The organism is Flagellimonas hymeniacidonis (assembly GCF_008040165.1).
Lineage (GTDB): Bacteria > Bacteroidota > Bacteroidia > Flavobacteriales > Flavobacteriaceae > Flagellimonas > Flagellimonas hymeniacidonis.
On record NZ_VRUR01000002.1, the window covers coordinates 438,305 to 460,140 of the forward strand.

The 21,836-nt window shown below is 37.1% G+C and carries 20 protein-coding genes; 5 read left to right on the forward strand and 15 right to left on the reverse strand.

Features of this window, described 5'->3' with window-relative positions; translation table 11 throughout:
• Nucleotides 1-8: 8 nt before the first annotated feature.
• From FVB32_RS10840 to FVB32_RS10855, 4 genes are read right to left on the reverse strand one after another with little or no spacing between them, the layout of a single operon-like run.
• Nucleotides 9-1,742 (reverse strand): T9SS type B sorting domain-containing protein, encoded by a 1,734-nt coding sequence (locus FVB32_RS10840; protein WP_187269558.1) that lies wholly within the window; start codon nt 1,740-1,742, stop codon nt 9-11.
• A gap of 58 nt (nt 1,743-1,800) precedes the next feature.
• Complete coding sequence (locus FVB32_RS10845; protein WP_147743817.1) at nt 1,801-4,515, reverse strand: T9SS type B sorting domain-containing protein; 2,715 nt, start codon at nt 4,513-4,515, stop codon at nt 1,801-1,803.
• A 29-nt stretch (nt 4,516-4,544) separates the two neighbouring features.
• Nucleotides 4,545-5,378, reverse strand: coding sequence for an ABC transporter permease (locus tag FVB32_RS10850; protein WP_147743818.1), 834 nt, complete (start codon nt 5,376-5,378; stop codon nt 4,545-4,547).
• 7 nt (nt 5,379-5,385) lie between these two features.
• Complete coding sequence (locus tag FVB32_RS10855; protein WP_147743819.1) at nt 5,386-6,282, reverse strand: ABC transporter ATP-binding protein; 897 nt, start codon at nt 6,280-6,282, stop codon at nt 5,386-5,388.
• 74 nt (nt 6,283-6,356) lie between these two features.
• On the opposite strand from FVB32_RS10855, the gene FVB32_RS10860 reads away from it, so the two are divergent.
• On the forward strand, nt 6,357-7,433 hold the full coding sequence (locus FVB32_RS10860; protein ID WP_147743820.1) for a hypothetical protein: 1,077 nt from the start codon (nt 6,357-6,359) through the stop codon (nt 7,431-7,433).
• Here the strand turns inward: FVB32_RS10860 and FVB32_RS10865 are convergent.
• The 6 genes from FVB32_RS10865 to FVB32_RS10890 are packed head-to-tail and all read right to left on the reverse strand — an operon-like array spanning nt 7,430 to nt 12,899.
• Entirely contained in the window at nt 7,430-8,488 is a 1,059-nt protein-coding gene (locus FVB32_RS10865) for a nucleoid-associated protein (protein ID WP_147743821.1), read from the reverse strand. The two genes, FVB32_RS10860 and FVB32_RS10865, sit on opposite strands and share 4 nt — an antisense overlap.
• A gap of 48 nt (nt 8,489-8,536) precedes the next feature.
• Entirely contained in the window at nt 8,537-9,031 is a 495-nt protein-coding gene (locus FVB32_RS10870; RefSeq protein WP_147743822.1) for an IS1096 element passenger TnpR family protein, read from the reverse strand.
• A 45-nt stretch (nt 9,032-9,076) separates the two neighbouring features.
• The gene (locus FVB32_RS10875; RefSeq protein WP_147743823.1) at nt 9,077-10,090 is read right to left on the reverse strand and encodes a COX15/CtaA family protein; all 1,014 of its coding nucleotides are present in this window, start codon (nt 10,088-10,090) and stop codon (nt 9,077-9,079) included.
• Between the two features lie 2 nt (nt 10,091-10,092).
• The gene (locus tag FVB32_RS10880; RefSeq protein WP_147743824.1) at nt 10,093-11,517 is read right to left on the reverse strand and encodes a CCA tRNA nucleotidyltransferase; all 1,425 of its coding nucleotides are present in this window, start codon (nt 11,515-11,517) and stop codon (nt 10,093-10,095) included.
• Between the two features lies 1 nt (nt 11,518).
• Nucleotides 11,519-12,079, reverse strand: a complete 561-nt coding sequence (locus FVB32_RS10885) for an L-threonylcarbamoyladenylate synthase (protein WP_147743825.1) — start codon at nt 12,077-12,079, stop codon at nt 11,519-11,521.
• 1 nt (nt 12,080) lies between these two features.
• Complete coding sequence (locus tag FVB32_RS10890) at nt 12,081-12,899, reverse strand: zinc-binding alcohol dehydrogenase (protein ID WP_147743826.1); 819 nt, start codon at nt 12,897-12,899, stop codon at nt 12,081-12,083.
• A gap of 65 nt (nt 12,900-12,964) precedes the next feature.
• Here FVB32_RS10890 and FVB32_RS10895 point away from each other — a divergent pair, with 65 nt between their 5' ends.
• Complete coding sequence (locus tag FVB32_RS10895) at nt 12,965-13,798, forward strand: glycosyltransferase family 2 protein (RefSeq protein ID WP_147743827.1); 834 nt, start codon at nt 12,965-12,967, stop codon at nt 13,796-13,798.
• On the opposite strand, the gene FVB32_RS10900 is transcribed toward FVB32_RS10895, so the two are convergent.
• Both FVB32_RS10900 and FVB32_RS10905 read right to left on the reverse strand, forming a co-directional pair.
• Nucleotides 13,780-14,583 (reverse strand): glycosyltransferase family 2 protein, encoded by an 804-nt coding sequence (locus FVB32_RS10900; protein WP_147743828.1) that lies wholly within the window; start codon nt 14,581-14,583, stop codon nt 13,780-13,782. The genes FVB32_RS10895 and FVB32_RS10900 overlap by 19 nt on opposite strands.
• A gap of 266 nt (nt 14,584-14,849) precedes the next feature.
• Nucleotides 14,850-15,665 carry a 2,3,4,5-tetrahydropyridine-2,6-dicarboxylate N-succinyltransferase gene (locus FVB32_RS10905; RefSeq protein WP_147743829.1) on the reverse strand — a complete coding sequence of 272 codons (816 nt, stop codon included), beginning with the start codon at nt 15,663-15,665 and terminating at the stop codon, nt 14,850-14,852.
• Between the two features lie 101 nt (nt 15,666-15,766).
• Between FVB32_RS10905 and ruvX the strand changes: the two genes are divergently transcribed.
• Genes ruvX through FVB32_RS10920 form a run of 3 tightly spaced genes read left to right on the forward strand, consistent with a single transcriptional unit; the run spans nt 15,767 to nt 17,256 of the window.
• The gene (gene ruvX, locus FVB32_RS10910) at nt 15,767-16,177 is read left to right on the forward strand and encodes a Holliday junction resolvase RuvX (RefSeq protein ID WP_147743830.1); all 411 of its coding nucleotides are present in this window, start codon (nt 15,767-15,769) and stop codon (nt 16,175-16,177) included.
• Nucleotides 16,178-16,180: 3 nt separating this feature from the next.
• Complete coding sequence (def, locus tag FVB32_RS10915; protein ID WP_147743831.1) at nt 16,181-16,771, forward strand: peptide deformylase; 591 nt, start codon at nt 16,181-16,183, stop codon at nt 16,769-16,771.
• Between the two features lie 53 nt (nt 16,772-16,824).
• Nucleotides 16,825-17,256, forward strand: coding sequence for a DUF5606 family protein (locus FVB32_RS10920; protein WP_147743832.1), 432 nt, complete (start codon nt 16,825-16,827; stop codon nt 17,254-17,256).
• Nucleotides 17,257-17,259: 3 nt separating this feature from the next.
• Here FVB32_RS10920 and FVB32_RS10925 read toward each other — a convergent pair whose 3' ends face one another.
• From FVB32_RS10925 to bglX, 3 genes are read right to left on the reverse strand one after another with little or no spacing between them, the layout of a single operon-like run.
• Nucleotides 17,260-18,834: a family 20 glycosylhydrolase gene (locus tag FVB32_RS10925; protein ID WP_147743833.1), complete on the reverse strand. Its 1,575-nt coding sequence runs from the start codon at nt 18,832-18,834 to the stop codon at nt 17,260-17,262.
• A 1-nt stretch (nt 18,835) separates the two neighbouring features.
• The gene (locus tag FVB32_RS10930) at nt 18,836-19,483 is read right to left on the reverse strand and encodes a GDSL-type esterase/lipase family protein (protein WP_147743834.1); all 648 of its coding nucleotides are present in this window, start codon (nt 19,481-19,483) and stop codon (nt 18,836-18,838) included.
• A gap of 9 nt (nt 19,484-19,492) precedes the next feature.
• The gene (gene bglX, locus FVB32_RS10935) at nt 19,493-21,682 is read right to left on the reverse strand and encodes a beta-glucosidase BglX (RefSeq protein ID WP_246139874.1); all 2,190 of its coding nucleotides are present in this window, start codon (nt 21,680-21,682) and stop codon (nt 19,493-19,495) included.
• Nucleotides 21,683-21,836: the final 154 nt, after the last annotated feature.

The following is a 21,836-nucleotide window of genomic DNA, read 5'->3' on the forward strand; positions in this document are numbered from 1 at the left end:
GAAAAATGTTATCGTCTTAGTGCAAAATGGCCTTTAAATTCTCTATTGTCTATTCCGATGGCCCTGAACCAATAATCCGTTGCGGGTAATGGCCTTCCATTGAAGATACCGTTCCAGCCAATGGAATCCGTATTAATTTGAGAAAGTAGTCGGCCAAACCTATCGAATATGGAGATGGAAACAATCTCAACGGATTCGGCATTGGGAGGTGGTTCAAATTGCCAAAAATCATTAAAACCGTCTCCATTGGGAGTAAAGAATTTTGGAAAGCCTTCAGAAATTAGATCTTGCTCAACTTCTTGGGAAAGAATACAGCCATCCTCATTTTTATCTCTTACATAAACGGTATTATCGCCTAGAGCAACATTGGTAAATACATTACTATCTTGATATGGCCCGTTAATGTCATTTAAAGCAAAATCATACTGACTATCGCCAGAAATGTTTACCGACAATCTAAGGTTGTTGCCATCTCTTTCCACATCTATTGAATTGATTATTGGTCCGGGAATAATATTAACAGTGAACTCCTTGGATGTAGTACAGGGAATGTTATTACCGTTTGGATCAGCAAAATTTGTAACGTCCAGCCTGTAAAGACCACCTTCAGAAATCAACACATCTGGTGTCTCGGACAACAATGATATTTCCGTACCTCTTGATGTAATAAGTGCCCATCTATATGTTTCTGCTAAAGTGCTGGTGAATAATGTTATACCTGGAGAGTTCTCGCATAATGAGACAGTATCTGGAAAATCCAATTCTGGAAACAAAGTGACGAATTCTCCTGAAATACGATCCAGAAAAGGTCCACAGCCAATTGCAGTGGAAAAGGTCTCTTGTACACAGTTTATTGCCTCTCCTAAATCATTAAATGGGATTATAGTAACAAAAAGTGTTCTATTAGGTTCAAATTCGAGAACCAAAGTTCGATTATTGGAAAAAATTCCGTTCTGCAAAATATTATCATCATCTGGAGTTGTTCCTATAGAAACTTTATAACCTGTTGCCCCTGGAACTGGAACCCATTCCAAAATTGGTGTTAAAGGAACATTAGAATCGCCATTTCTTGGAGATAGTAATGTAGTACAGGCAAGGTTGAGCACAACATCTGCAGTGGTAAATGATTGATCAGTGCATCCGATGGATTGTCCAAAAGCATTAAACGAACGTATTCTCACAAAAATTTCTGTATTCGTGGGTAGATTAGCAGGAGGGTTGACAAAAAGTTGATTCCCTGGATTGTTAAAAGTACCAAGGTCATTATTGCCTGGTGAAGTACCAAGGTCAATTTCATACGACGAAGCTCTTGGCGCATAGTCCCAGGAAATATTTGTTGCTGCATTTACATTGGTAGCACCGTTTAGAGGATTACTTAGATTGGCACAGTCGGGAACAGTAGATATGCTTTCTGTGGTAAAAGGTATACTGGGACAGACAATATCTCCTTGGTTATCAAAAAAGAAAAGGGTAATGGTAACAAATATTTGCGTGTTTTCGGGAAGGCCGAAAGGAGGTGTATAAAAGGTAGCGCTTCCAACTAGCTGATTGGAAACGAGATCATCTCCACCAGAAATAGTACCTAGTGAAATTCTATATCCTGGAACACCTGGAACTTCTTCCCATACAATTGTACTCTCCACCGGCACATTTGCTGATCCTGCTATAGGATTCAGCAATGTGGGACAGCTTTGAGAGCATACCAAAACTGGGGTTAATAAAAACCCTACTATGTATAGCAATTTTTTTAACATTTGATTAAATCAAACACTATAAAGTAGTAATTTCTGTAATCAAAAACTACCGTTTTAACGCAAAATGGCCTTTAAACACCCTGCCATCTTCTAGGTTTACTTTAAACCAATAATCAGAGGCGGGTAATTCATTATTATCAAAAGTTCCGTTCCATCCTTGGGTCTTTGGGCTTACCAATGCCATAAGCTTTCCAAATCGGTTGTATATTGAAATGACACTTTCTGATTGAAACTGCTCATTTATACCTATAATTTGCCATGAATCGTTTACACCATCGCCATTAGGCGTAAAGAACTTGGGATACCCTATTACCGAAACTACTTCTTTTGAGATGCCACATCCATTTTTGTCTCGTACATAAACTGTAATAAAGCCGGGAAGAATGTTTTCAAAAATTGGCGAATCTTGATAGAAGAAACCATCTATTGAATATTCATAATCTCCATCACCAGAAACTGTAATTTCAACCATGTTGTTTTCGGAAATATCTTCCACAAGAACATCATCGATAACGGCAATATTAGAAGGTAAAACATCAAAACTAGCTTCATTAAAACACTCAAAAACGCCTTCATTTGTGTTATAACGATACCCTACCTCCAGAACATAATTACCAATTTCAGATATTTGTAAGCCTTGTTGATTACCAACTTGTATTGGGGAAGCTGCAGTAGTTTTGAACCATCTATAAATATCAAAACCTGCTGGGGCTTCAATGGGAAGAGGAGGTCCATCCGTGCACCACACAATCTCGCTGTCAAATGTCAATGCCGGAGTTGGATTTACAATTAAATTGATTTCATCAATATCTTCACATTCGTTGGAATCCTCTATTCTAACGTAGATGGTTGTGGACGATGTACGATAATCACCCGATACTGGGTTTTGTTCTAGGCTGACATCCTCCAAGGTTGTGTAAAAGGCAATATCAAGGTTCGGGTAATTTAGTTCTCGAATGCTTTCTAAATCAAAAACACCTTCTTGGATTTGGTCTTCTGGATTATCGCCACAGGCATAATATGTTTGCTGGTCTTCTGGCAATAAAATGACAGAACGAATTTCCAATTCCAACTCTCCGCTATTTTCACATCCATTTTGATCTATTACTTTATAATAAATGGTTTGATTAAATGGCGTTGTATTGGAATAACCAACTGGATTTGGAATAGGATTGTTGGAGCCTAAATCTGAAAGAGATTCATAAAAAGTAAAGCTGAAATTAGAATTAAACGAAGCTTCCTCCAAGTTAAAATTGGTAATACCATCAATAGCGCTACTGGTATCAACATCGCACTGTGCCAAAAAAAGCGAGGGTGCATCAGGAAGCGGATTTACAGATATAAAGGCTTCCCCAATTATAGGGCATTCACCGGGGTCATTAAAGATAACTTCAAGACTGTAACGCCCAGAATCCGAAAACATGGCTGGATTTATGGTTAATGTATTTGTCGAAATACCCAATGGGTTTCCATCTTTTTCCCAGTTATATGTGGCATTTGGAAAGTTTTCAGCTTCCAAGGTAAATTGGTCACCTACACAAACCGTAAGTGAAGAACTTGAGGAACCATCAGCATTTTTAATCAAATCAATCCTATCAAAAAAGGATTGTATAAAAGGAGGTAAGCCTTGCGTAGCGTTTTGACCATTTAAAAAAACCGCATTATGTCTATAGGTCGCTGCATTGCCCAATTCATTTGGATTTTCTATTACACCCAAATACGGAGTTCCGGTGAGGTAGTTTTCAGCAATTGTCCTGTAAATTTTACCATTTTGGCCAAGCTGTAGGGCACCTCTGTAGATGGGTCTTCTGTCAATTTCAACTTCAGAAGCTGAAATGTTCGAGGCGTTCAGATCATATTGCAAAAGGGATGAGGAATGCCCCCCCACTTGAGCTGCTGGGGCATTGTTTGAGGTGTGTGCATATAAAAATCTTTGATTTGGCGAAAACTCGATGCCATAGGGAAATTTGTTTGGCGCTGTTACCAATATCTGGTTTTGATTGGATAAAATTCCCGTGTCCACATCAAAATCATATAAATAGAGCCCTGATGCTGAATTGGCACTTGCCAATGTTTCACCATCTGGAGAGAATTTCATGTACCCTCTGGAATCTAGCACTTCTAAATCATCAAACTTACTGTTTACAGGGGTAGTATTAACCCCAGCTGATGTTACTTCGAAAGCATGATACGTATTGAAAGGCCCTGTATTCGAATTTTCAGGACCAAGAGTTACCACCCAAATAGACTTGTCCAAGCAATTTTTTAATACTGCAGTAACTTTTTCTGAACAGAATCTTAAAAGGTTGATATTTTTTTGGGTTACCGCGCCATTACCGCCATTCAAAGAAAGGTCTACAACGGAATAATTTAATCCGCGATTTGGATCTCCTTCAAATACAGAAGTGTCCACGGTAAAAATATACAGGATGTTGGGGTCATTTGGTTTTTGAACAATAATTGCAGACTGGGTGCTGGAAGGATCTCCGTAAAGTTTAAATCCGTTTTCTATTAGATTATTGTCCCTACCATATACATTGATACCATCTGTATATAACAATAGATTGCCGTCGGTATCAGATATAGAAGCACAACCTTCAAAAGTATTTAAGCGCCCTCCATCAAGAGCGGTTACGGTTCCATCATTGTTAAATCGAATTCCCGCACCATTTCCAAAATACCAATTAGATGTCTCTCCTTGCCCAAAACTAGCCAAGGAAAAGAGGCAGGAAAGAAGTAAATAATGGTATTTTTTTAGCATTCTACGCGAAAATAGTACCTGACAAGATACTATAAATCACGCTTTTTCAATAATGCATAGGATAAATAGATAAAAAGAGCAGTCCAAAAGATGACAATTAAGAACTCATACCAATATACATTGTAGTCAAACCTCATGTTTTCCCCAATCTGCTCCCCTATGTTTTGTACAGCTGAAAGTCGAGTAAAAGGCTCTTTTATGAGGTTCATCATGGATTCAAGAGGAAAGAAGTCTTTGATGAGTTTCGCATTTGGCCAACTCATTACCTTCCAACCCAACAATCCAAAAATCATTTGTTCAAAAATCACCCATAGAACTAAAAATCCCAGTGCAAATGCTGATCGTTTTACAAAAATTCCCAAAAACAAACAGAACGAGAAGAACCCAACCAGTTTTATAAAAAAGGCCAGTAGAAACTCCAAATCTGAAAAAATAATGGAGAACTCATTATAGTCAGAGTAAATAAGACCCAAAACCATGGATACTACAAAGACAAATACGGTAGAAATAAGAGAGAATGAAACTACCGTAAGAAATTTTGAAAGAATAAATTCTTTTTTGGAAAGACCATCTATTAAATTCTGTTTAATGGTTTTATTACTGTACTCATTTGCCATCATGGAAACAATTACTATGGCTAAAAAGAGTTTGAAAATGGCTGTAACAAAAGTGTTAAAATGCCAGATGTATGGAAAGTTAAAAATGCCTTGATCAGCTAAGTGAAATTGTACAGGCCCAATGTCAAACTTTATTGCAGCAATCAGTGCAATTGACGTTAATAGAAGGAAGTAAGATGTAATTAATATTTTACTTGCCCTGTTATTCCAAAGTTTTATAAATTCTATGTGTAGTAAGCGTACCATGTGTCTTCTAGTTGTTTTTGGTCAAGGTTAAAAATTGCTCTTCCAGACTCTCTTTCCGCTTCACTAAATGGGAAAGCACCATGCCTTTATCAAATAGCATTTTGTTGAGTTCTTCGGCATTCATTTCTTCTTTTAAGAATGCGGTCAACGTACCATTTTCCCTTGATATTTTTCCAAAACTTGCATTCTTTTCCAAAAGGGCTTGTAGCTTTTCCATGTCCGCTGTGCGTAATTCAAAGAAACCATGGCTGGCCAGCATACCATCCACAGGACCAGAGTATAATTTTTCTCCCTTGCGAAGTATTACCACATGAGAGCATACTTTTTCTACTTCATCCAACAAATGTGAAGCCAGCAGAATTGTTGTGCCTTGCCCAGCAATTTTCTTTATGATTTGCCTGATTTGATGGATACCTTGTGGATCTAATCCATTGGTAGGCTCATCTAGGATAAGAATTTCGGGATCGTTTAATAGGGCAGAAGCAATGGCCAAGCGCTGTTTCATACCCAATGAATAAGTCCTAAACTTGCTGTCTTTACGCTCCCAAAGCCCAACAAGTTGCAGTTTCTCCTCAATTTTAGTTTCTGGAACCTCTTTAATTTTACAGACCAATTTTAAGTTTTGTATCGCGGTCATGTACGGATAAAAATTGGGTCGCTCAATTATGGCGCCCACTTTTTTGAGAGCGTCGTGGGTAGAAGTATTGCCTTCAAACCAGCTAAAGTCTCCAGAAGTTCTATTTACAACATTTAAAATAATACCCAAGGTAGTGGACTTGCCACTTCCATTAGGCCCCAAAATGCCATAGACATTGCCTTTTTCTATAGTAAAAGACAAATCTTTTACAGCAGTAAGGAAGCCGAACTTTTTTGTTAGATTGTTTACGGTCAGTATTGTCTCCAAGTCGGAATCGTTTTTTGATTTGTTTATAGTAACTTGACGAGGTATTAAGCAAATTGTTACAAAATAGGGAAAGAATGTCTGAGGAAAAATTAATGTCCAAGAAAAAGCCCGCTTATCCAGTAAACAAAAAACTGGATAGCTATCTGCATAAGTATAGCAGGAAAATTGAGATTCCTATTTTTTATGAGGACCTTTTACGTTTTTCCGGCTCAGTGGTAGTTTATGATTCCGATGGAGAAGATACCCTTTGGGTAAGGGTCTACTATTCAGATTTTGAACGGGAGGAAATTGATTCAAGCTTAAAAAAAGTATATTCCATTCTACATTCTGATGGAAGCGACAGTATTTTAGAATATTTAAATATTGACGCAGTGGATTACTGCACTTTTGGAAATTCTAAACCTTTCAGAATAAAAGTACGGAACATCCTAAATGATAACTACACCTATTTTTATGTAAAAAAGACTGATGCATCACGAATTTATGGCTTAGAATTAGAGCACATGCTTTCCCCTTACAATCTTAATTTTTTGGTTTGTGGAGATACCTTAATCGAGGAACACATCGCTGGAATTCCTGGTGATGTATTTATTAAAGATTTTTTACCTAAATGTTCGGAGCCTGAAAAAGCACAACTGGCCAAAGAATTTGTAAAGTTCAATGAGCGTTGTATGATTCGGTTATTGGGTGATATGCGTTCTTATAACTACGTTATTGTACCGACCCATGATTTTGACCATGTAGTCTATAAGATCAGGGCCATAGATTTTGACCAACAATGTTTTGAAGGGAAATTGAAGGTGTATAGACCTCAGTTCTTTAAGGAAAATTTTCTGATGGTGGAGTTGGTGCGATCTAAATTGCAAAAACACTCTGTAGATCAATATAAAATTGAAGAGCGCTCTATTGTTGCCAAACGTATTTTGAGTTCAGAAAACAGGATAGAGCGGCTGGTCGACATTTCCAAAATGGATCATATTTCTTTGGAGGAAAATATTGAGCAATTAAAACTTCAGATCTATGAGCTTACAAAGGATATGGACTTCAAGAAATGCACTACAATGGGTGAAGTACTATCCCTTGCACTCGATTTTGTAAAACGAAATTATCAAGATGTAAATATGAAACAAATCTTGGATAACCAACCTTAACTCTTTTGCTCTTTGTTAAAGTATACTAGATAATAATACATTTGCCGCTCTTCGTCCCAGCCCTTTTCCACAAATTTTTGGGCAGATTCAGGATTTATAAAATCCATTTTTATCTGAATATTGGTATCCAAATTAATAACGTTCTTTATCTTTTTTCGAGCGTCAGAAACCGCTTTATTGGCAATGTCAAAATTGGAAACGTCTTCAATACTGAACTTGGGGCCTTTTTCAACTTTGTAGTGTTTAAATTCGGGTATAAGCTCTGGATTCTCCATAACCTCATTTAAAAAAGAACTTTCTTCAAAAGCATCATTTTTCGCAAAATGGTTCACTGCTCGGTTCATGAAAAGTACTTCTTGCTGTTTGTCTTCCGCAGGTAGCACTACATCCTTGGCAAAATTTTGACAGAACTTCAGGTAGTTTTTAGTGTAAAAATTCTCATCGGTCAAAGGAGAAAGTTCGAGAAAGTTCTCTAACCAATATTTTGCATCGTACCGATTACTATCCACAGACAAAACTTTGTATCCCTCTTCCTTGCCCACATTAAACACAATACACCCCTTATCCAATTTATTAATGTTGATGCCTTGACGAATCAAAATCTCCAAATTCTGGTCCTTTTCCTTGAACTGAAGAAAGTCGTGTTTTAGTTCACTTTTAAAGATTCCGATGGCCTCCGTTTTTTCATTGTCAATAACCATATCGGAAAAATGCACTACATAAACTTCTCCTTGTTTTATATGAGGATGGTTGGACTGCTCAAAAAGATGCGTGGTGATTTTCTTGGAAATTGAATGGGATTTGGAAGTATCTTCAAAAAGTTCTGAAACGGATTTATACACTTCGTTGAATTCGAGGTCCACTTCATGCGAGAACTTGAAATAATTTTCTTCTTTTTCCCTGAATGGCTTAAAAAAATATTCCTTTAAAAGCCCAGACATTTCATCATTTAATGAAAAGGGTTCTTCGGATAAAAAAATGGGCTCGTTTTTACTTTTATTCCCTACGCGGTGCAGGGATACACTTTCAATTTGGGCTTGATATAGGTTTAGCATATTTTTAGGTTAAAAGTTGAAGGGTATTGGCAAAATTTGATTCGTGGATTAATTCCAATTTTCATCGAAATCCAAATCGTCGTAACTATCGAGAGAATCATCGAAATCGATGGATGGTTTTGATTCAAACTTTTTTTCTGGGGGTGAATCGGGCAATTCGCCAAAACTGAATAATAAATTAGGATATGTTCTACCATTTTCTTTGGGGACAATATCGGCCAATTCAACAAAAAATGTCCACATGCTAAAGAAATCATAGACGTAAATCATTTTTGGATTCTGTTCGGTAATGACATCATCTAGAATAGTTTCATTCATAAGCCGCACATCGGAACCACTTTCACTCATATCAAAAAGTGCTATTTCCTCATCTTGGTTCCATTCTTCGTCACAGGTATAAAAAGAGGCCATTTCACTGCCGCCAAAGCCAAAAGCCTGGGTAATGGCGTTATGAAATTCTTCCAGAGTACTGTTATCCTCTAGTTCAATATCTCTAAAGATATCTTCCTCGGCATCAAGAATAATCCTGATTTTGTAAATCATTCAGCAAAAAATTAAAGTGCAGGCAAAGTTACGATAAATAGTGTTTTATTTAGTGAATCTATGCAAAGTAAAGGTCATGGCTGCTAATAGAAAAAAGGCTCCAATTTGATGTGCAATTCCCAACCACAGTGGCACGGCTAAGATTAAGGTGAATACCCCAAGTAAAAATTGCAGTGCAACTAAAACAAGCAATACGTTTATACCATTTTTTTGCAAACTGGAAAGTGTGATTTTTCGGGTTCTGTGCCAGATAAGCGCAATTAAACCAACAACTGCATAGGCAAGATACCGATGTACAAATTGGACTCCACTTTTACCTTTTATAAAGTTATTGAGTACAGGTTGCTGTTCTATAAGTACGGTTTCATGCATCAGTTTACCCTCACTCATTAATGGCCAGTGGTTGTGTATAAATCCAGCATCAAGTCCCGCTACAAAAGCTCCCCAAATAATCTGAATGACTACAACGACCAAACTTAATCTAATGAAATTTCTTGTGCCTTTGTCTACTTCTTTTTTTGTGGGATACATTAAATCCAAAGCCACCCATAGACTATAGGCAAATGTTAAAAATGCTGTAGTTAAATGCGCAGCAAGCCTATAATGGGAAACGTCTGGGCGATCTACCAACCCACTTTTTACCATATACCACCCTAAAAACCCTTGAAACCCGCCTAGTACCAGCAGTACAAGGCATTTTTTAATGGTAGATATGTCTAGTTTTTTGGTAAATATAAAGTATAGAAAAGGTAAGATAAATACAATGCCAATAAACCTGCCTATCACCCTATGTAACCATTCCCAAAAGTAAATGCTTTTAAAGTCTTCAATGGTGAAATGGTAATTCAGTTTCTGATATTCGGGGTACTGTTGATATAGTTCAAATGCATCTTGCCACTCTTGCTCATTCATTGGGGGTAAAGTGCCACTGATTAGCTTATAATCAGAAATGGAAAGTCCAGAATGGGTCAGTCTGGTAATACCACCTACCAAAACCATGATAAAAATTAAGGCGCAACCCAATAACAACCAGTAAATTACACTTCTGTTTGTTTTCATGATTAGTCGGATTTCAAATTCATTTGTTTCCCCTTTTCCAACATAAACTGATACGCCGCTTCGTATTCATTCGGGATTTCCCCTTCTAAAATGGCTTCTTTAATGGCATCCTTTATAATTCCTATTTCTTTGGATGGTTTTAGATTGAAAACCTGCATGATTTCTTCTCCAGATACGGGAGGTTGAAAATTACGGACATGGTCTCGCTCTTCAACTTCAATTATTTTTTGTCGAACTGTCTGAAAGTTGTTCTTATATTTTCGTTGTTTTCTAGGATTTTTTGTGGTGATATCGGCTTCACACAAGGTCATTAAGTCCTCTACATATTCACCAGCATCAAAAACCAAACGCCGAACGGCAGAGTCCGTTACATGCTCTTCGGAAAGGATAATGGGCCTGGAACTCATCATTACCATTTTTTGCACGAATTTCATCTTGTCGTTCAAAGGCATCCGTAACCTCTTAAAGAGTTTATATACCATTTTAGAACCCACAAATTCATGTGCATGGAAGGTCCAACCAATTTTTTTATGAAAACGCTTGGTAGGTGCTTTACCAATATCATGCAACAAGGCTGCCCAACGTAACCAAAGGTTGTCCGTGTTTTCTGAAATATTATCGACTACCTCTAAAGTATGCCAGAAATTATCTTTATGCCGTTGACCTTCAATTTCCTCGATGCCCTGCAATGCAGTAAGTTCTGGAAGTATAATTGGTAATAAGCCCGTTTGATGTAAGAGCTTAAAACCGATAGAAGGTTTTTTACTCATTAAAATTTTATGGAGTTCGTCAACAATCCGTTCCTTCGATATAATTTTTATTCTATCCTTATGTTCTGTGATGGCTTGCAATGAGTTCAACTCAATTGTGAAATTCAATTGGGTCGCAAATCGGATAGCGCGCATCATACGTAGGGGATCGTCTGAATAGGTTATTCCAGGTTCCAATGGGGTTTTAATGCGCTTTTTCTCTAAATCGCTAATGCCACTAAAAGGATCTAAGAGCTGTCCAAAGGTTTTACGGCCAAGCGCTATGGCCATTGCATTGATGGTAAAATCACGTCGGTTTTGATCATCTTCCAAAGTACCATCTTCAACTATAGGCTTTCTGCTGTCTCTGTGGTAACTTTCTTTTCTCGCCCCAACAAACTCCAATTCTAAATCTTGGTACTTGATCATTGCGGTGCCAAAATTTTTGAAAATGGAAACCTGAGGATTTCCCTTGAGCTTGGAAGCCACTTTTTTAGCGAGTTCAATACCGCTTCCAACCGCCACGATATCAATGTCTTTTGGAGTTCCTCGCTTTAGAAAATAGTCACGCACAAATCCTCCAATAACATAAGAATCCATGTTCAATTCTTCTGAGGATTCTCCGATAAGCTTAAAAATGGGATGTTGTATTGCGTCTTTATGGAATTCCTCCGTCATTTTATTCCCGAATTACCTTCACCTGGCCATCATTGCTAAGCTTTATGATGGATGAAGGAGAAGGATTTTTGTTTTCATCAGGCAAATTTACCACATAGTCTACTCCTTTTAAAATTTCCGAGCTGATCTCTTTAAATTGTTTTGGGGTAGGCTTTCCTGAAATATTGGCCGAGGTGGATACAATAGGTTTTCCAAATTTATTTATAAGGTATTGGCAAAACTTATCTGAAGCTACTCGAATGGCAAGTGTGTCATCTTCTGCGACTAGATTTTTTGCAACATCTTTTGGCTGATCAAACACAATAGTGGTAGGTTTTTCGGCCAAGTCCATAATGTCATAGGCAACATCGGGCACTTCAACAACGTGACGCTCTAACATGGCTTGGTTGGCTACGAGACAGATGAGCGCTTTGCTGTCGTTTCTGTTTTTTAACTGATATACCTTTTTAACCGCCTTTTCATTTGTGGCATCGCAACCAATGCCCCAGACCGTATCGGTTGGATACAAAATTAAATTACCTTTCTTAAGTTCTTTTATGCAGTGGTTGATTTCCTCAGTCAATTTATTTCAAATTAAAGTTAAAATGGTCATCCAATGCTTGCCACTGAACCTTGTTTTTATCTTCGGTGATATTGGTTTTTTTTAAAGATACTTTTTGTGATCCCCAAATTGGGATAGGTTCTTTTCCATTATTTTCTGCTTGTATAGATTTGGTGCCTTTTAAGAGGGCCATGGCTTTAAACCATAGATCATCTGCTTTTGGAGCAAGTTTCATATAAAGGTTACGATCATAAACCTGTTCATCCAAAGAATTGATAGGGTAGAGCGTACCACCAGCACCTATGGGTAAGGTACTGTTTTCATTTTCACAGACTTTATCTCCAGAATGCCATTCTTTATATGACAATAATTTGCCAACATTATTATAAGTAATGCATCTTGTTTGATTTCCGATAATTTCAGTAGGATTTTTTTGGTGGGCTTCGTATAGTTTGGGTAACCAATTTTTTCTATACATCATATCATCATCGCAAGTAATAATAATAGTGTTGGAAAATGCGCCAAGGGTTTCAACTAGTTTTCTATGTGAGCTAGTGTATTTTGAAAATTTTATTGAAAACAAATCGCTGGTTAAATCTGATAGTTTTTTTGGAATACTATTTTTCAAATCTTCATGTAGCCATAGAATTATTCGTTGCGGCAAAATATCTTGATTTAAAATACTCCTTATAGTGAGGTCCACAATATTCAACCTAGATGGGATTGAAGCTAATGATACGATAACCGGAATCTGACTTTTTCCCTCTAAGAAACCCTTCATTGAAGTAGTGGATAGTTTGATATGATGAAAAAGAGAAATAGGGATTTCCTTTACTTTCATTGAATGTATTTAAAATGCAAAATTAAGGATATGCGATAATATTTAATATTTCTATTTTTGCCATGATGAACGAAGACAAAAAGGATAGTCCTAAAATATCAATTATAGTAAGTACTTATAATTCTGAGGAATGGTTAAAAAAAGTGCTTTGGGGTTTTAATTGTCAAATCTTCAAAAATTTTGAAGTTGTCATTGCGGATGATGGCTCGGGTCCTAAAACAAAAGAACTTCTGGATACAATGTCCAAAGAAGTCTTTTATAAAATAGTTCACGTTTGGCAAGAGGATGATGGTTTTCAAAAGTCTAGAATTCTTAACAAAGCAGTAAAGGCATGTAACGCAGAGTACATTATCATGACCGATGGGGATTGTATTCCTAGAGAAGATTTTGTGGAAGTGCATTATATAAATAAGGAAAAAGGATATTTTATTTCTGGTGGATATTATATGCTTCCTATGAATATTTCCAAAATGATTACCAAAGAAGATATTCAAGAGCAAAACTGTTTTAAGATTCAATGGTTGAAAGAAAAAGGAGTCCCAAAAACCTTTAAAAACAATAAGCTAACAGCGAACGGATTGATATCGAAGTTCTTGAATACGTTCACCCCTACAAATGCGAGTTGGAATGGTCATAATTCATCTGGTTGGAAAAAAGATATTCTAAACGTGAATGGTTTTGATGAACGAATGCAATACGGAGGTCAGGATAGAGAATTGGGTGAGCGATTATTCAATTTTGGACTGAAATCAAAACAATTACGATATAGTGCGGTTTGCGTGCATCTTGATCATAAGAGAGGTTATAAGACGCCAGAATCGATTGCTAAAAATATGGCAATTCGAAAGGAAACTAGAAATCAAAAACAAGTTTGGAGTCACTATGGCATTACCAAATAGTAGGTAAGCTCGTTTTTCTTCTCCAATTTTTTTAATTCACGGTATCTTTCCAAAACACCTAAGGCGTTCAAATATGAAATGGTAAGACCTTTTTTCCCATCTAAAAATCCAAGCCTTATAACAAAGTGATTAAAAAACTTCCAAAAAGGTTTTAAAATCATAAAAACATAATTGAACTGTTTTTCTCTATAAAAAGCCTCTTTTGCCTTTAATTGGCCATAACGAAGCATTTTGCCTTTATAATCTTGGTAGTCTTTATAGCAATAATGGGTGAGTTTTTCTTTTAAAATGCAAGAGGTTCCGTCCACATCCAAAGTTTCGTGAACTATTTTTCTATCAGTAAACCTAGCTTTACTTTTTCTAAATAACCTGTGATTCTTATCCGTTTGCCAACCACTAAAATTCAAAGGGGTATCTTGAAACATAAACTTACGATAGAACCAATAGGCTTCGCAAGCATTAGAATCATTTATTGTTTCGGTGATCTCTCTTTGTAGCTTATCACTAACAACTTCGTCCGCATCCACAAACAGTACCCAATCATTTGTAGCCTGTTTAAGGGTAAATGATTTTTGAGCGGTAAAATTCTCAAAAGGGTTTTGAATTACTTTTACTTTAGGATGCTTTTGAAGGTATTCGTAGGTGCCATCAGTACTAAAGGAATCAACAACGATGATTTCATCTGCAAACGCGATGGAATTGATACATTTTTCAATGTAGCCCATCTCATTGTAAGTTATGATCAACGCGGATAATTTTTGCTTTGGGGTGCTCAATCCATCCATATTTATTGGTATGCTTATTAGGTATTTACAAAATTATAACAAAAAAAATCAGAGAAAATTGTTTTTAGGGGTATTTTTCTTACACAAGTAATATTTTAGGATATCCCATATTTTTCCTGAAATTTTTAACGTATAGGTTGTTGTTGAGCTTAAAAGATGACAAATAGAAAATAGGTTGCTTTAATTTGGAAAGAAAAATTAAGTGTGTTTCTCATCCAGTATCGAAACTTTTTGAAATGTAAGGTGAAAACTGGTTGCGAAGGTGCTTAAACAGCAACATTATGCTCTCTAAGAGCATCGTTTAAAGAGGTTTTTTTGTTGGTGCTTTCCTTTCGTTTTCCAATTATAAGAGCACAAGGTACTTGGAATTCCCCAGCAGCAAATTTTTTGGTATAACTCCCTGGGATAACAACAGACCTAGCCGGAACCCTCCCTTTAAGTTCAATGGGACTGCTACCGGTTACATCAATTATTTTGGTAGAGGCGGTAAGTACAACATTAGCACCTAAAACGGCTTCTTTTTCAACGCGCACACCTTCTACAACAATACATCTGGAGCCAATAAAGGCATTATCTTCAATGATAACAGGAGCTGCCTGCAGTGGTTCTAGAACACCACCAATACCTACACCACCACTAAGATGGACATTTTTACCAATTTGGGCGCAACTGCCCACGGTGGCCCAAGTGTCCACCATGGTTCCTTCATCCACGTAGGCACCAATATTTACATAACTGGGCATTAAAATGGTTCCTTTGGAAATATAGGCACCATGTCTCGCAACTGCATGAGGTACAACGCGTACACCTTTTTCTTTATACCCTCTTTTCAAAGGAATTTTATCGTGATATTCAAAAATGCCAGCTTCCAGAACCTCCATTTTTTGGATTGGAAAATAAAGTACGACAGCTTTTTTCACCCATTCGTTGATTTGCCAGCCATCCGCAGTTGGTTCCGCACATCTCAATTCACCAAGGTCTATAAGGTTAATTACTTCTCTGATTGCATTTTGAATCGTTTCGTCTTTTAGTAAATCCCTGTTGTCCCAAGCATTTTCAATGAGTGCTCTTAGCTCTGTCATTTTTTTTAAAATTTTAGCAAAGATAATCTGCTCATTAGAATATTGCGGACATATTTTAAAAGCATAACATTTTTAGGTTTATTTTTGCGAAAAATTTATACTTGGCAAGAATTTTAGCTTTGGATTATGGAAAAGTAAGGACTGGAATCGCAGTTACAGATGAATTTCAAATAATTGCGTCTGGTTTAACTACTGTGGATACCAAAGATTTGATGTCATTTCTTGTTAAGTATCTTGAGAATGAATCCGTAGAAAAGTTTGTAGTAGGGTTGCCAAAACAAATGGATAACACTCCATCAGTATCAGAAGAATTGATTCAACCCTTTTTAAAGAAATTGTCAGCAAAGTTTCCAATCATTCCAATTGAAAGGCAGGATGAGCGGTTTACCTCAAAAATGGCATTTCAGTCGATGTTGGATGGTGGGATGAAAAAGAAAAAACGCCAAAACAAGGCTTTGGTTGATGAAATTAGTGCCACGCTAATTTTACAGGCCTATTTAAATAGAATATAAAATATGATTTTGCCCATTGTCGCTTACGGGGAACCCGTTTTACGTAAAGTTGGAAAGAATATTACTTCTGATTATCCAAAACTGGAAGAATTGCTTGCTAATATGTGGGAGACCATGTATAATGCACATGGAGTTGGATTGGCAGCTCCCCAAATTGGGCTTCCCATACGCTTGTTTTTGGTTGATACTTCGCCCTTTTCAGACGATGAAGACTTAACCAGCGAACAGCAAAAAGCATTGAAGGATTTTAAAAAAGTATTTATCAATGCGAAAATTGAAGCAGAAACGGGTGACGAATGGGATTTTAATGAGGGTTGTCTAAGCATCCCCGATATTCGTGAGGATGTAAAACGTAAGCCAGAAATCACAATAACATATTTGGATGAAAACTTTAAAGAACACACAGAAACCTATGATGGGCTTTTGGCAAGAGTAATCCAACATGAGTACGATCATATAGAAGGTGTTCTTTTTACGGATAAGCTTTCTTCATTAAAAAAGCGGCTTTTAAAAAGTAGATTGGATAAGATTTCCAAAGGTAAAATCGATGTGGATTATAGAATGAGGTTTCCCAATATCAAAAAAGGACGTTAAAAAAAATGCAGTTTGCGATAAAAGCATAATTTTGCGCGCATAAAATAAAAAAGATGGCACTGGACAAGATTTTATCAATTGGAGGTAAACCTGGACTTTTTAGGTTGTTGACCCAGACAAGAACTGGCTTTGTGGGTGAATCCCTTTTAGATGGAAAACGCATAACAGTAGGAATGCGCAGTAACGTGAGTGTTTTATCTGAAATTGCGATTTATACTTTGGAAGAAGAAGTTCCGCTTAAGGAAATTTTTCAAAAAATAGTAGAAAAGGAAGGTGGAAAGAAAACCACAATAAGTCACAAAGCTGAGAAAATAGAGCTTGAGGAATATTTCTTCGAAATTCTACCCAATTATGATGAGGATAGGGTGTATGCCAGTGACATAAAAAAAATCATTCAATGGTATAACATACTTATTGATAATAAAATCAATGATTTCTCTACTACTGATGAAGAAGCTATAGTTTCTTCGGATGAGGAAGAATAAATATTACTCTTCCCAATCTATTTGTTCAGCGGGATAATAATTTACATTCATGCGTTTTAGAAACGGCACTTGCTTAACTAAGCGCTCCTTGTATTCCTCCCAGTTGAGATTTTCAGAAGCTGACCAAGCCAATTCTGCATAACCGATGGCTCTCGGGAATGCCAGATATTCCATCTCTTCACTATTTGAAATGGTTTCGGACCAAAGTGGCGCTTCTATACCTAAAATACTTTCTTTGGGCAACCCCTCAACATAGGTTTCAGGATTCCATTGGTAAGCTACGTCTACTGGAATAAATCCAGCCCATGTTAAACCAAACTTGGAAAGTGAATCATATTTCATATCCAAATACGTTTTTTCGCTGGGCGACAATATGATTTTAGAACCTGTGGATGCCGCTTTTATGGCATTGTGAGGTTCATTCCAAAGCTGTATAATGGTCGATGCTCCTATTTTTGCCTGGGCAATTTCATTCCAACCCACCATTTGCTTACCATGCTTTTGTACTATTTTTTCAACTTTTTCTACAAAGAGGATATAATCTCCTTTTTTGGTGGCATGACTTTCATCACCTCCAATATGAAAATATGGGCTAGGTGATATGGAGGAAATTTCCCTGATAACATCATCTAAGAAAGTATAGACCTCATCTTTTTGAGCATCAAAAGTGCTAAAACCTACCTGTGTGCCTGTATAGGATTTTAGGGGCTTTCCATTGCCATTTAAAAATGGATAACTTAAAGAAGCAGCATTAGTATGGCCTGGCATATCTATTTCTGGAATGATGGTGATATGTCTGTCTTTTGCATAATCTACCAATTCCTTATAATCTTCTTGGGTATAAAACCCTCCAGCTCCGCCACCGACCTCGGTGGCTCCACCAACCTGTGTTAGTTTTGGCCATGATTTTATTTCAATTCGCCATCCTTGGTCATCAGAAAGGTGAAGATGCAGTGTGTTGTATTTATAATAGGCTAAAAGGTCCATGAATCTTTTCACCTCATCAACAGTGAAAAAGTGCCGGGCTACATCTAGCATAGCACCTCTATACTCAAATTTTGGGTCATCTAATATCTTACCAGTTGGAATAGGCCATAATGGATAGGTTGTTAGGGTATCGTTGCTCTGTTCTGGAATAAGTTGACGTAGGGTTTGAATACCTCTAAATGCTCCGGCTGCTGTCTTGGCATTTAAAAAGATAGAATCTTTTTTAACATAAAGTTGATAGGATTCTGGCTGTTGTAAATCTTCACTTTCAGATTGATTGATATAAATAAAACGTTCCGCAATTTTTTCGCCATTGGTGTTATTTACAGCAATGTCCAAACCGGTTTTGGCTTTCAGCTTTTCCGATAGAAAATGCCCTGCTTTTTCAAAGCCTTTATCATTGGGCGAAGTATAAATAATGGTATTTTTTGCTAGCCCAAATGCACTACCGGTTGGAACTACCTTTACCGGTTTTGGAATTAAAGCAGCCTTGGAAAGGTCCGTTTCGGGAAAGATAATTTGTTTTTTTTCAGGCTGACAACCGGAAATGGAAATAACTACAATGAAAAGTAATGCGACTCTTAGTGACATATTATAAGGTGTTCTTATTTACATAATCTTTTAAAGCTTCATACCATAGCTCATATCCCATGGTATTCATGTGGAGCCCATCCTCAATAAAAAGATTCCTTTTAAGCTTTCTTTTATTGAGCATAGTATTCCATACATCTGCATAATAAACTCCATTTAAACTTGATGCCAGTTTAAGGAGCTTTTTGTTAAGCCTTTTGTATCTGCGTTTTAAATGCCATCTGGCTATGCTTGGTTTAGCAGAAATCAGTACAACTTCCAATGCTGGATTTTCTTTGTGCAAGTCTTCCAAAATATCTTCCATGGTACCTATAATGGCTCGTGGGGTTCTTTTTGAACTGATATCATTATCTCCTTCATATATAAAAACCCTTGATGGTTGATAATTAAGAATTAACTCGTTTAAAAAACGCTCTAAATCCGTTGATTGTGAACCACCAAAACCTGTATTTAGAATTTGTTTGTCGGGAAATCGCTCCTGTAAGTCATTCCATAACCGTATGCTGGAACTCCCAGTAAAAACTAAGGTTTCTTTGGAAGAATCCCAGATGGAATCCGTCTTTTGTTGGATTGCTTTCACCTCATCTGCAAAAGGTAATTTTTCCTGTGCACTTAAGCTGACTACAAAAAGAAGTAACAAGTATCTCATTTAATAAAATTAATCTTTTGTAAAAGTTCCTGTTAATCCCTCTTGTGAATTTGTTCCAACCATCACAGAAAACTCACCTGGTTCCACCACATATTGATATTGATGATTATAGAAGCCAAGTTCTTTATCGGTAAGATTAAATTCTACATTATGGGAAGTACCTGAAGGGATACTGATTTTCTGAAAACCTTTTAGTTCCTTTACAGGTCTTGCAATACTGGCGGTTTTGTCATGAATGTAAAGTTGTACAACTTCTTCACCATCTGAATCTCCTGTATTGGTGATTGTAGCAGAAACCTTAATACTATTCTGATCGGAATCATCAATCTGAAAATTTGAATACTCAAACGTAGTGTAACTCAATCCATAACCAAATGGAAAGAGGGGTTCATTTTTCTCATCGGAATAATGAGACCAAAAAACGTTGGCCTCTGGATTTGGTCTTCCTGTGCTAAAATGATTGTAATAAATTGGAACTTGGCCTACACTTCTTGGGAATGTCATTGGAAGTTTACCACTTGGGTTGTAATCACCAAACAGCACTTTAGCAATGGCGTTGCCAGCCTGAGAACCTAATTGCCATGTTTCCAAGATTGCTGGAACGTTTTCTGCTTCCCAATTGATGGTCAACGGGCGCCCATTCATTAATATTAGTACGATGTTTTGATTTACTTCATGCACTGCCTGCAATAATTCAAGCTGCACCCCTGGCAAATCAAGCTTTGTGCGACTTCTGCCTTCTCCGCTTTGAAATCCATGTTCGCCTAAAACCATAAGTACGATATCTGATTCTTTAGCCAATTCAACTGCTTCATCTATTCCAGTTCTATCCGTCTCATTAACTCCAACCTCGTTAAGAAAGTTGGCACCTTCATGAAATATTTTTGGACCTTTTGCATATTTAAAATCTTCGGTATAAGCCTTTAATCCTTCAATTACAGAGACTCCAGAATTATCATCTGAACCTAAGCGCCAACTGCCAAGAGGACTATTTTTGTCATCTGCCAATTCACCAATTACTGCTATTTTTTGCTGGTCTTTTTTAAGGGGTAATAAATTATGTTCGTTTTTTAATAGCACAATGGATTTCATTGCCATATCCAAAACGCTAGCATGATTGTCCTTATGGTGCAAACGTTCTTTTTCCCTTTCTTCATTACAATATTTATAGGGGTCATCAAACAGCCCTAATTCAAATTTTACTTTTAAAATTCGACGAACAGCATCATCAACCAATGTCTCATCTACTTTACCCTCCTTTACATTTTCAACCAAATGTTTTACATAAGCATAAGACTCCATGTCCATATCAGAGCCTGCCTTTGCACCCAATTCGGCAGCATGTTTTAAATCTTTGGCAAATCCATGTGGAATCATTTCCATAATAGAAGCCCAATCCGAGATAACGAAACCTTCAAACCCCCATTTTTCTTTTAGAACATCACGCTGAAGAAAAGAATTACCAGTAACTGGGATTCCGTTAAGAGTATTAAACCCATTCATAACCGTTTTTACGTCTGCATCTACGGCTGCTTTAAAAGGAGGTAATATGGAATTATAAAGCGTAGCAGTTCCAACGTCCACTGTATTGTAATCCTTACCTGCTTCTGCAAAACCATATCCGGCAAAGTGTTTGGCACATGCCGCTATCGTATTTGGTTGTGACAAGTCGCCTCCTTGAAACCCTTTTACTCGCGCTTTTGCAATGCAAGTCCCTAAATAAGTATCCTCTCCGGCACCTTCCATAACTCTTCCCCATCTAGCATCTCTAGAAATATCTACCATAGGGGCAAAAGTCCAGTTAAGCCCAACCGCAGATGCTTCTTCCGCGGCAGTTCGTGCAGATTTTTCAATAGCTTCCATATCCCAGCTTGCAGCTTCAGCCAAAGGAATAGGGGCAAGTGTCTTATACCCATGGATTACATCGTAGCCAAAGATCAAGGGGATTCCTAATCTGGTCTCTTCCACCACTAACTGCTGTAATTTTCTGACCTCTTCTGTACCCACCACATTTAACATGGAGCCTACAAGGCCATTTTTAAGGTGTTGGTATTTTACCTCAGCATTTCCACCATGGGGAGCCGGACCTGTTACATCCCAGAATCCGTTATATTGGTTCATCTGCCCTACTTTTTCTTCAAGGGTCATTAATTTTATAAGTGAATCTACCTTTTGATCTATAGATTTTTCCTGCGCCATAATAGTACTCAAATTGATGGATGCAAAGTAAAGGGAAAATATTAGAAGATAATTGGCGCTAGCTATCATGATTTCAAAGTGTTGAAAAATAATTTACAGTCTCCAAAAATATGGCTTAAATCCATCATGCTCTAAGATAAGGTCTTTGTACTTT

What these genes read in the sequence shown, in the direction of transcription:
- FVB32_RS10845 (WP_147743817.1), bottom strand. Translation starts at nt 4,515, where the DNA reads ATGCTAAAAAAATACCATTATTTACTTCTTTCCTGCCTCTTTTCCTTG.
- FVB32_RS10850 (WP_147743818.1), bottom strand. Translation starts at nt 5,378, where the DNA reads ATGGTACGCTTACTACACATAGAATTTATAAAACTTTGGAATAACAGG.
- FVB32_RS10860 (WP_147743820.1), top strand. Translation starts at nt 6,357, where the DNA reads ATGTCTGAGGAAAAATTAATGTCCAAGAAAAAGCCCGCTTATCCAGTA.
- FVB32_RS10865 (WP_147743821.1), bottom strand. Translation starts at nt 8,488, where the DNA reads ATGCTAAACCTATATCAAGCCCAAATTGAAAGTGTATCCCTGCACCGC.
- FVB32_RS10870 (WP_147743822.1), bottom strand. Translation starts at nt 9,031, where the DNA reads ATGATTTACAAAATCAGGATTATTCTTGATGCCGAGGAAGATATCTTT.
- FVB32_RS10875 (WP_147743823.1), bottom strand. Translation starts at nt 10,090, where the DNA reads ATGAAAACAAACAGAAGTGTAATTTACTGGTTGTTATTGGGTTGCGCC.
- FVB32_RS10880 (WP_147743824.1), bottom strand. Translation starts at nt 11,517, where the DNA reads ATGACGGAGGAATTCCATAAAGACGCAATACAACATCCCATTTTTAAG.
- FVB32_RS10890 (WP_147743826.1), bottom strand. Translation starts at nt 12,899, where the DNA reads ATGAAAGTAAAGGAAATCCCTATTTCTCTTTTTCATCATATCAAACTA.
- FVB32_RS10895 (WP_147743827.1), top strand. Translation starts at nt 12,965, where the DNA reads ATGAACGAAGACAAAAAGGATAGTCCTAAAATATCAATTATAGTAAGT.
- FVB32_RS10900 (WP_147743828.1), bottom strand. Translation starts at nt 14,583, where the DNA reads ATGGATGGATTGAGCACCCCAAAGCAAAAATTATCCGCGTTGATCATA.
- FVB32_RS10905 (WP_147743829.1), bottom strand. Translation starts at nt 15,665, where the DNA reads ATGACAGAGCTAAGAGCACTCATTGAAAATGCTTGGGACAACAGGGAT.
- def (WP_147743831.1), top strand. Translation starts at nt 16,181, where the DNA reads ATGATTTTGCCCATTGTCGCTTACGGGGAACCCGTTTTACGTAAAGTT.
- FVB32_RS10920 (WP_147743832.1), top strand. Translation starts at nt 16,825, where the DNA reads ATGGCACTGGACAAGATTTTATCAATTGGAGGTAAACCTGGACTTTTT.
- FVB32_RS10925 (WP_147743833.1), bottom strand. Translation starts at nt 18,834, where the DNA reads ATGTCACTAAGAGTCGCATTACTTTTCATTGTAGTTATTTCCATTTCC.
- FVB32_RS10930 (WP_147743834.1), bottom strand. Translation starts at nt 19,483, where the DNA reads ATGAGATACTTGTTACTTCTTTTTGTAGTCAGCTTAAGTGCACAGGAA.
- bglX (WP_246139874.1), bottom strand. Translation starts at nt 21,682, where the DNA reads ATGGCGCAGGAAAAATCTATAGATCAAAAGGTAGATTCACTTATAAAA.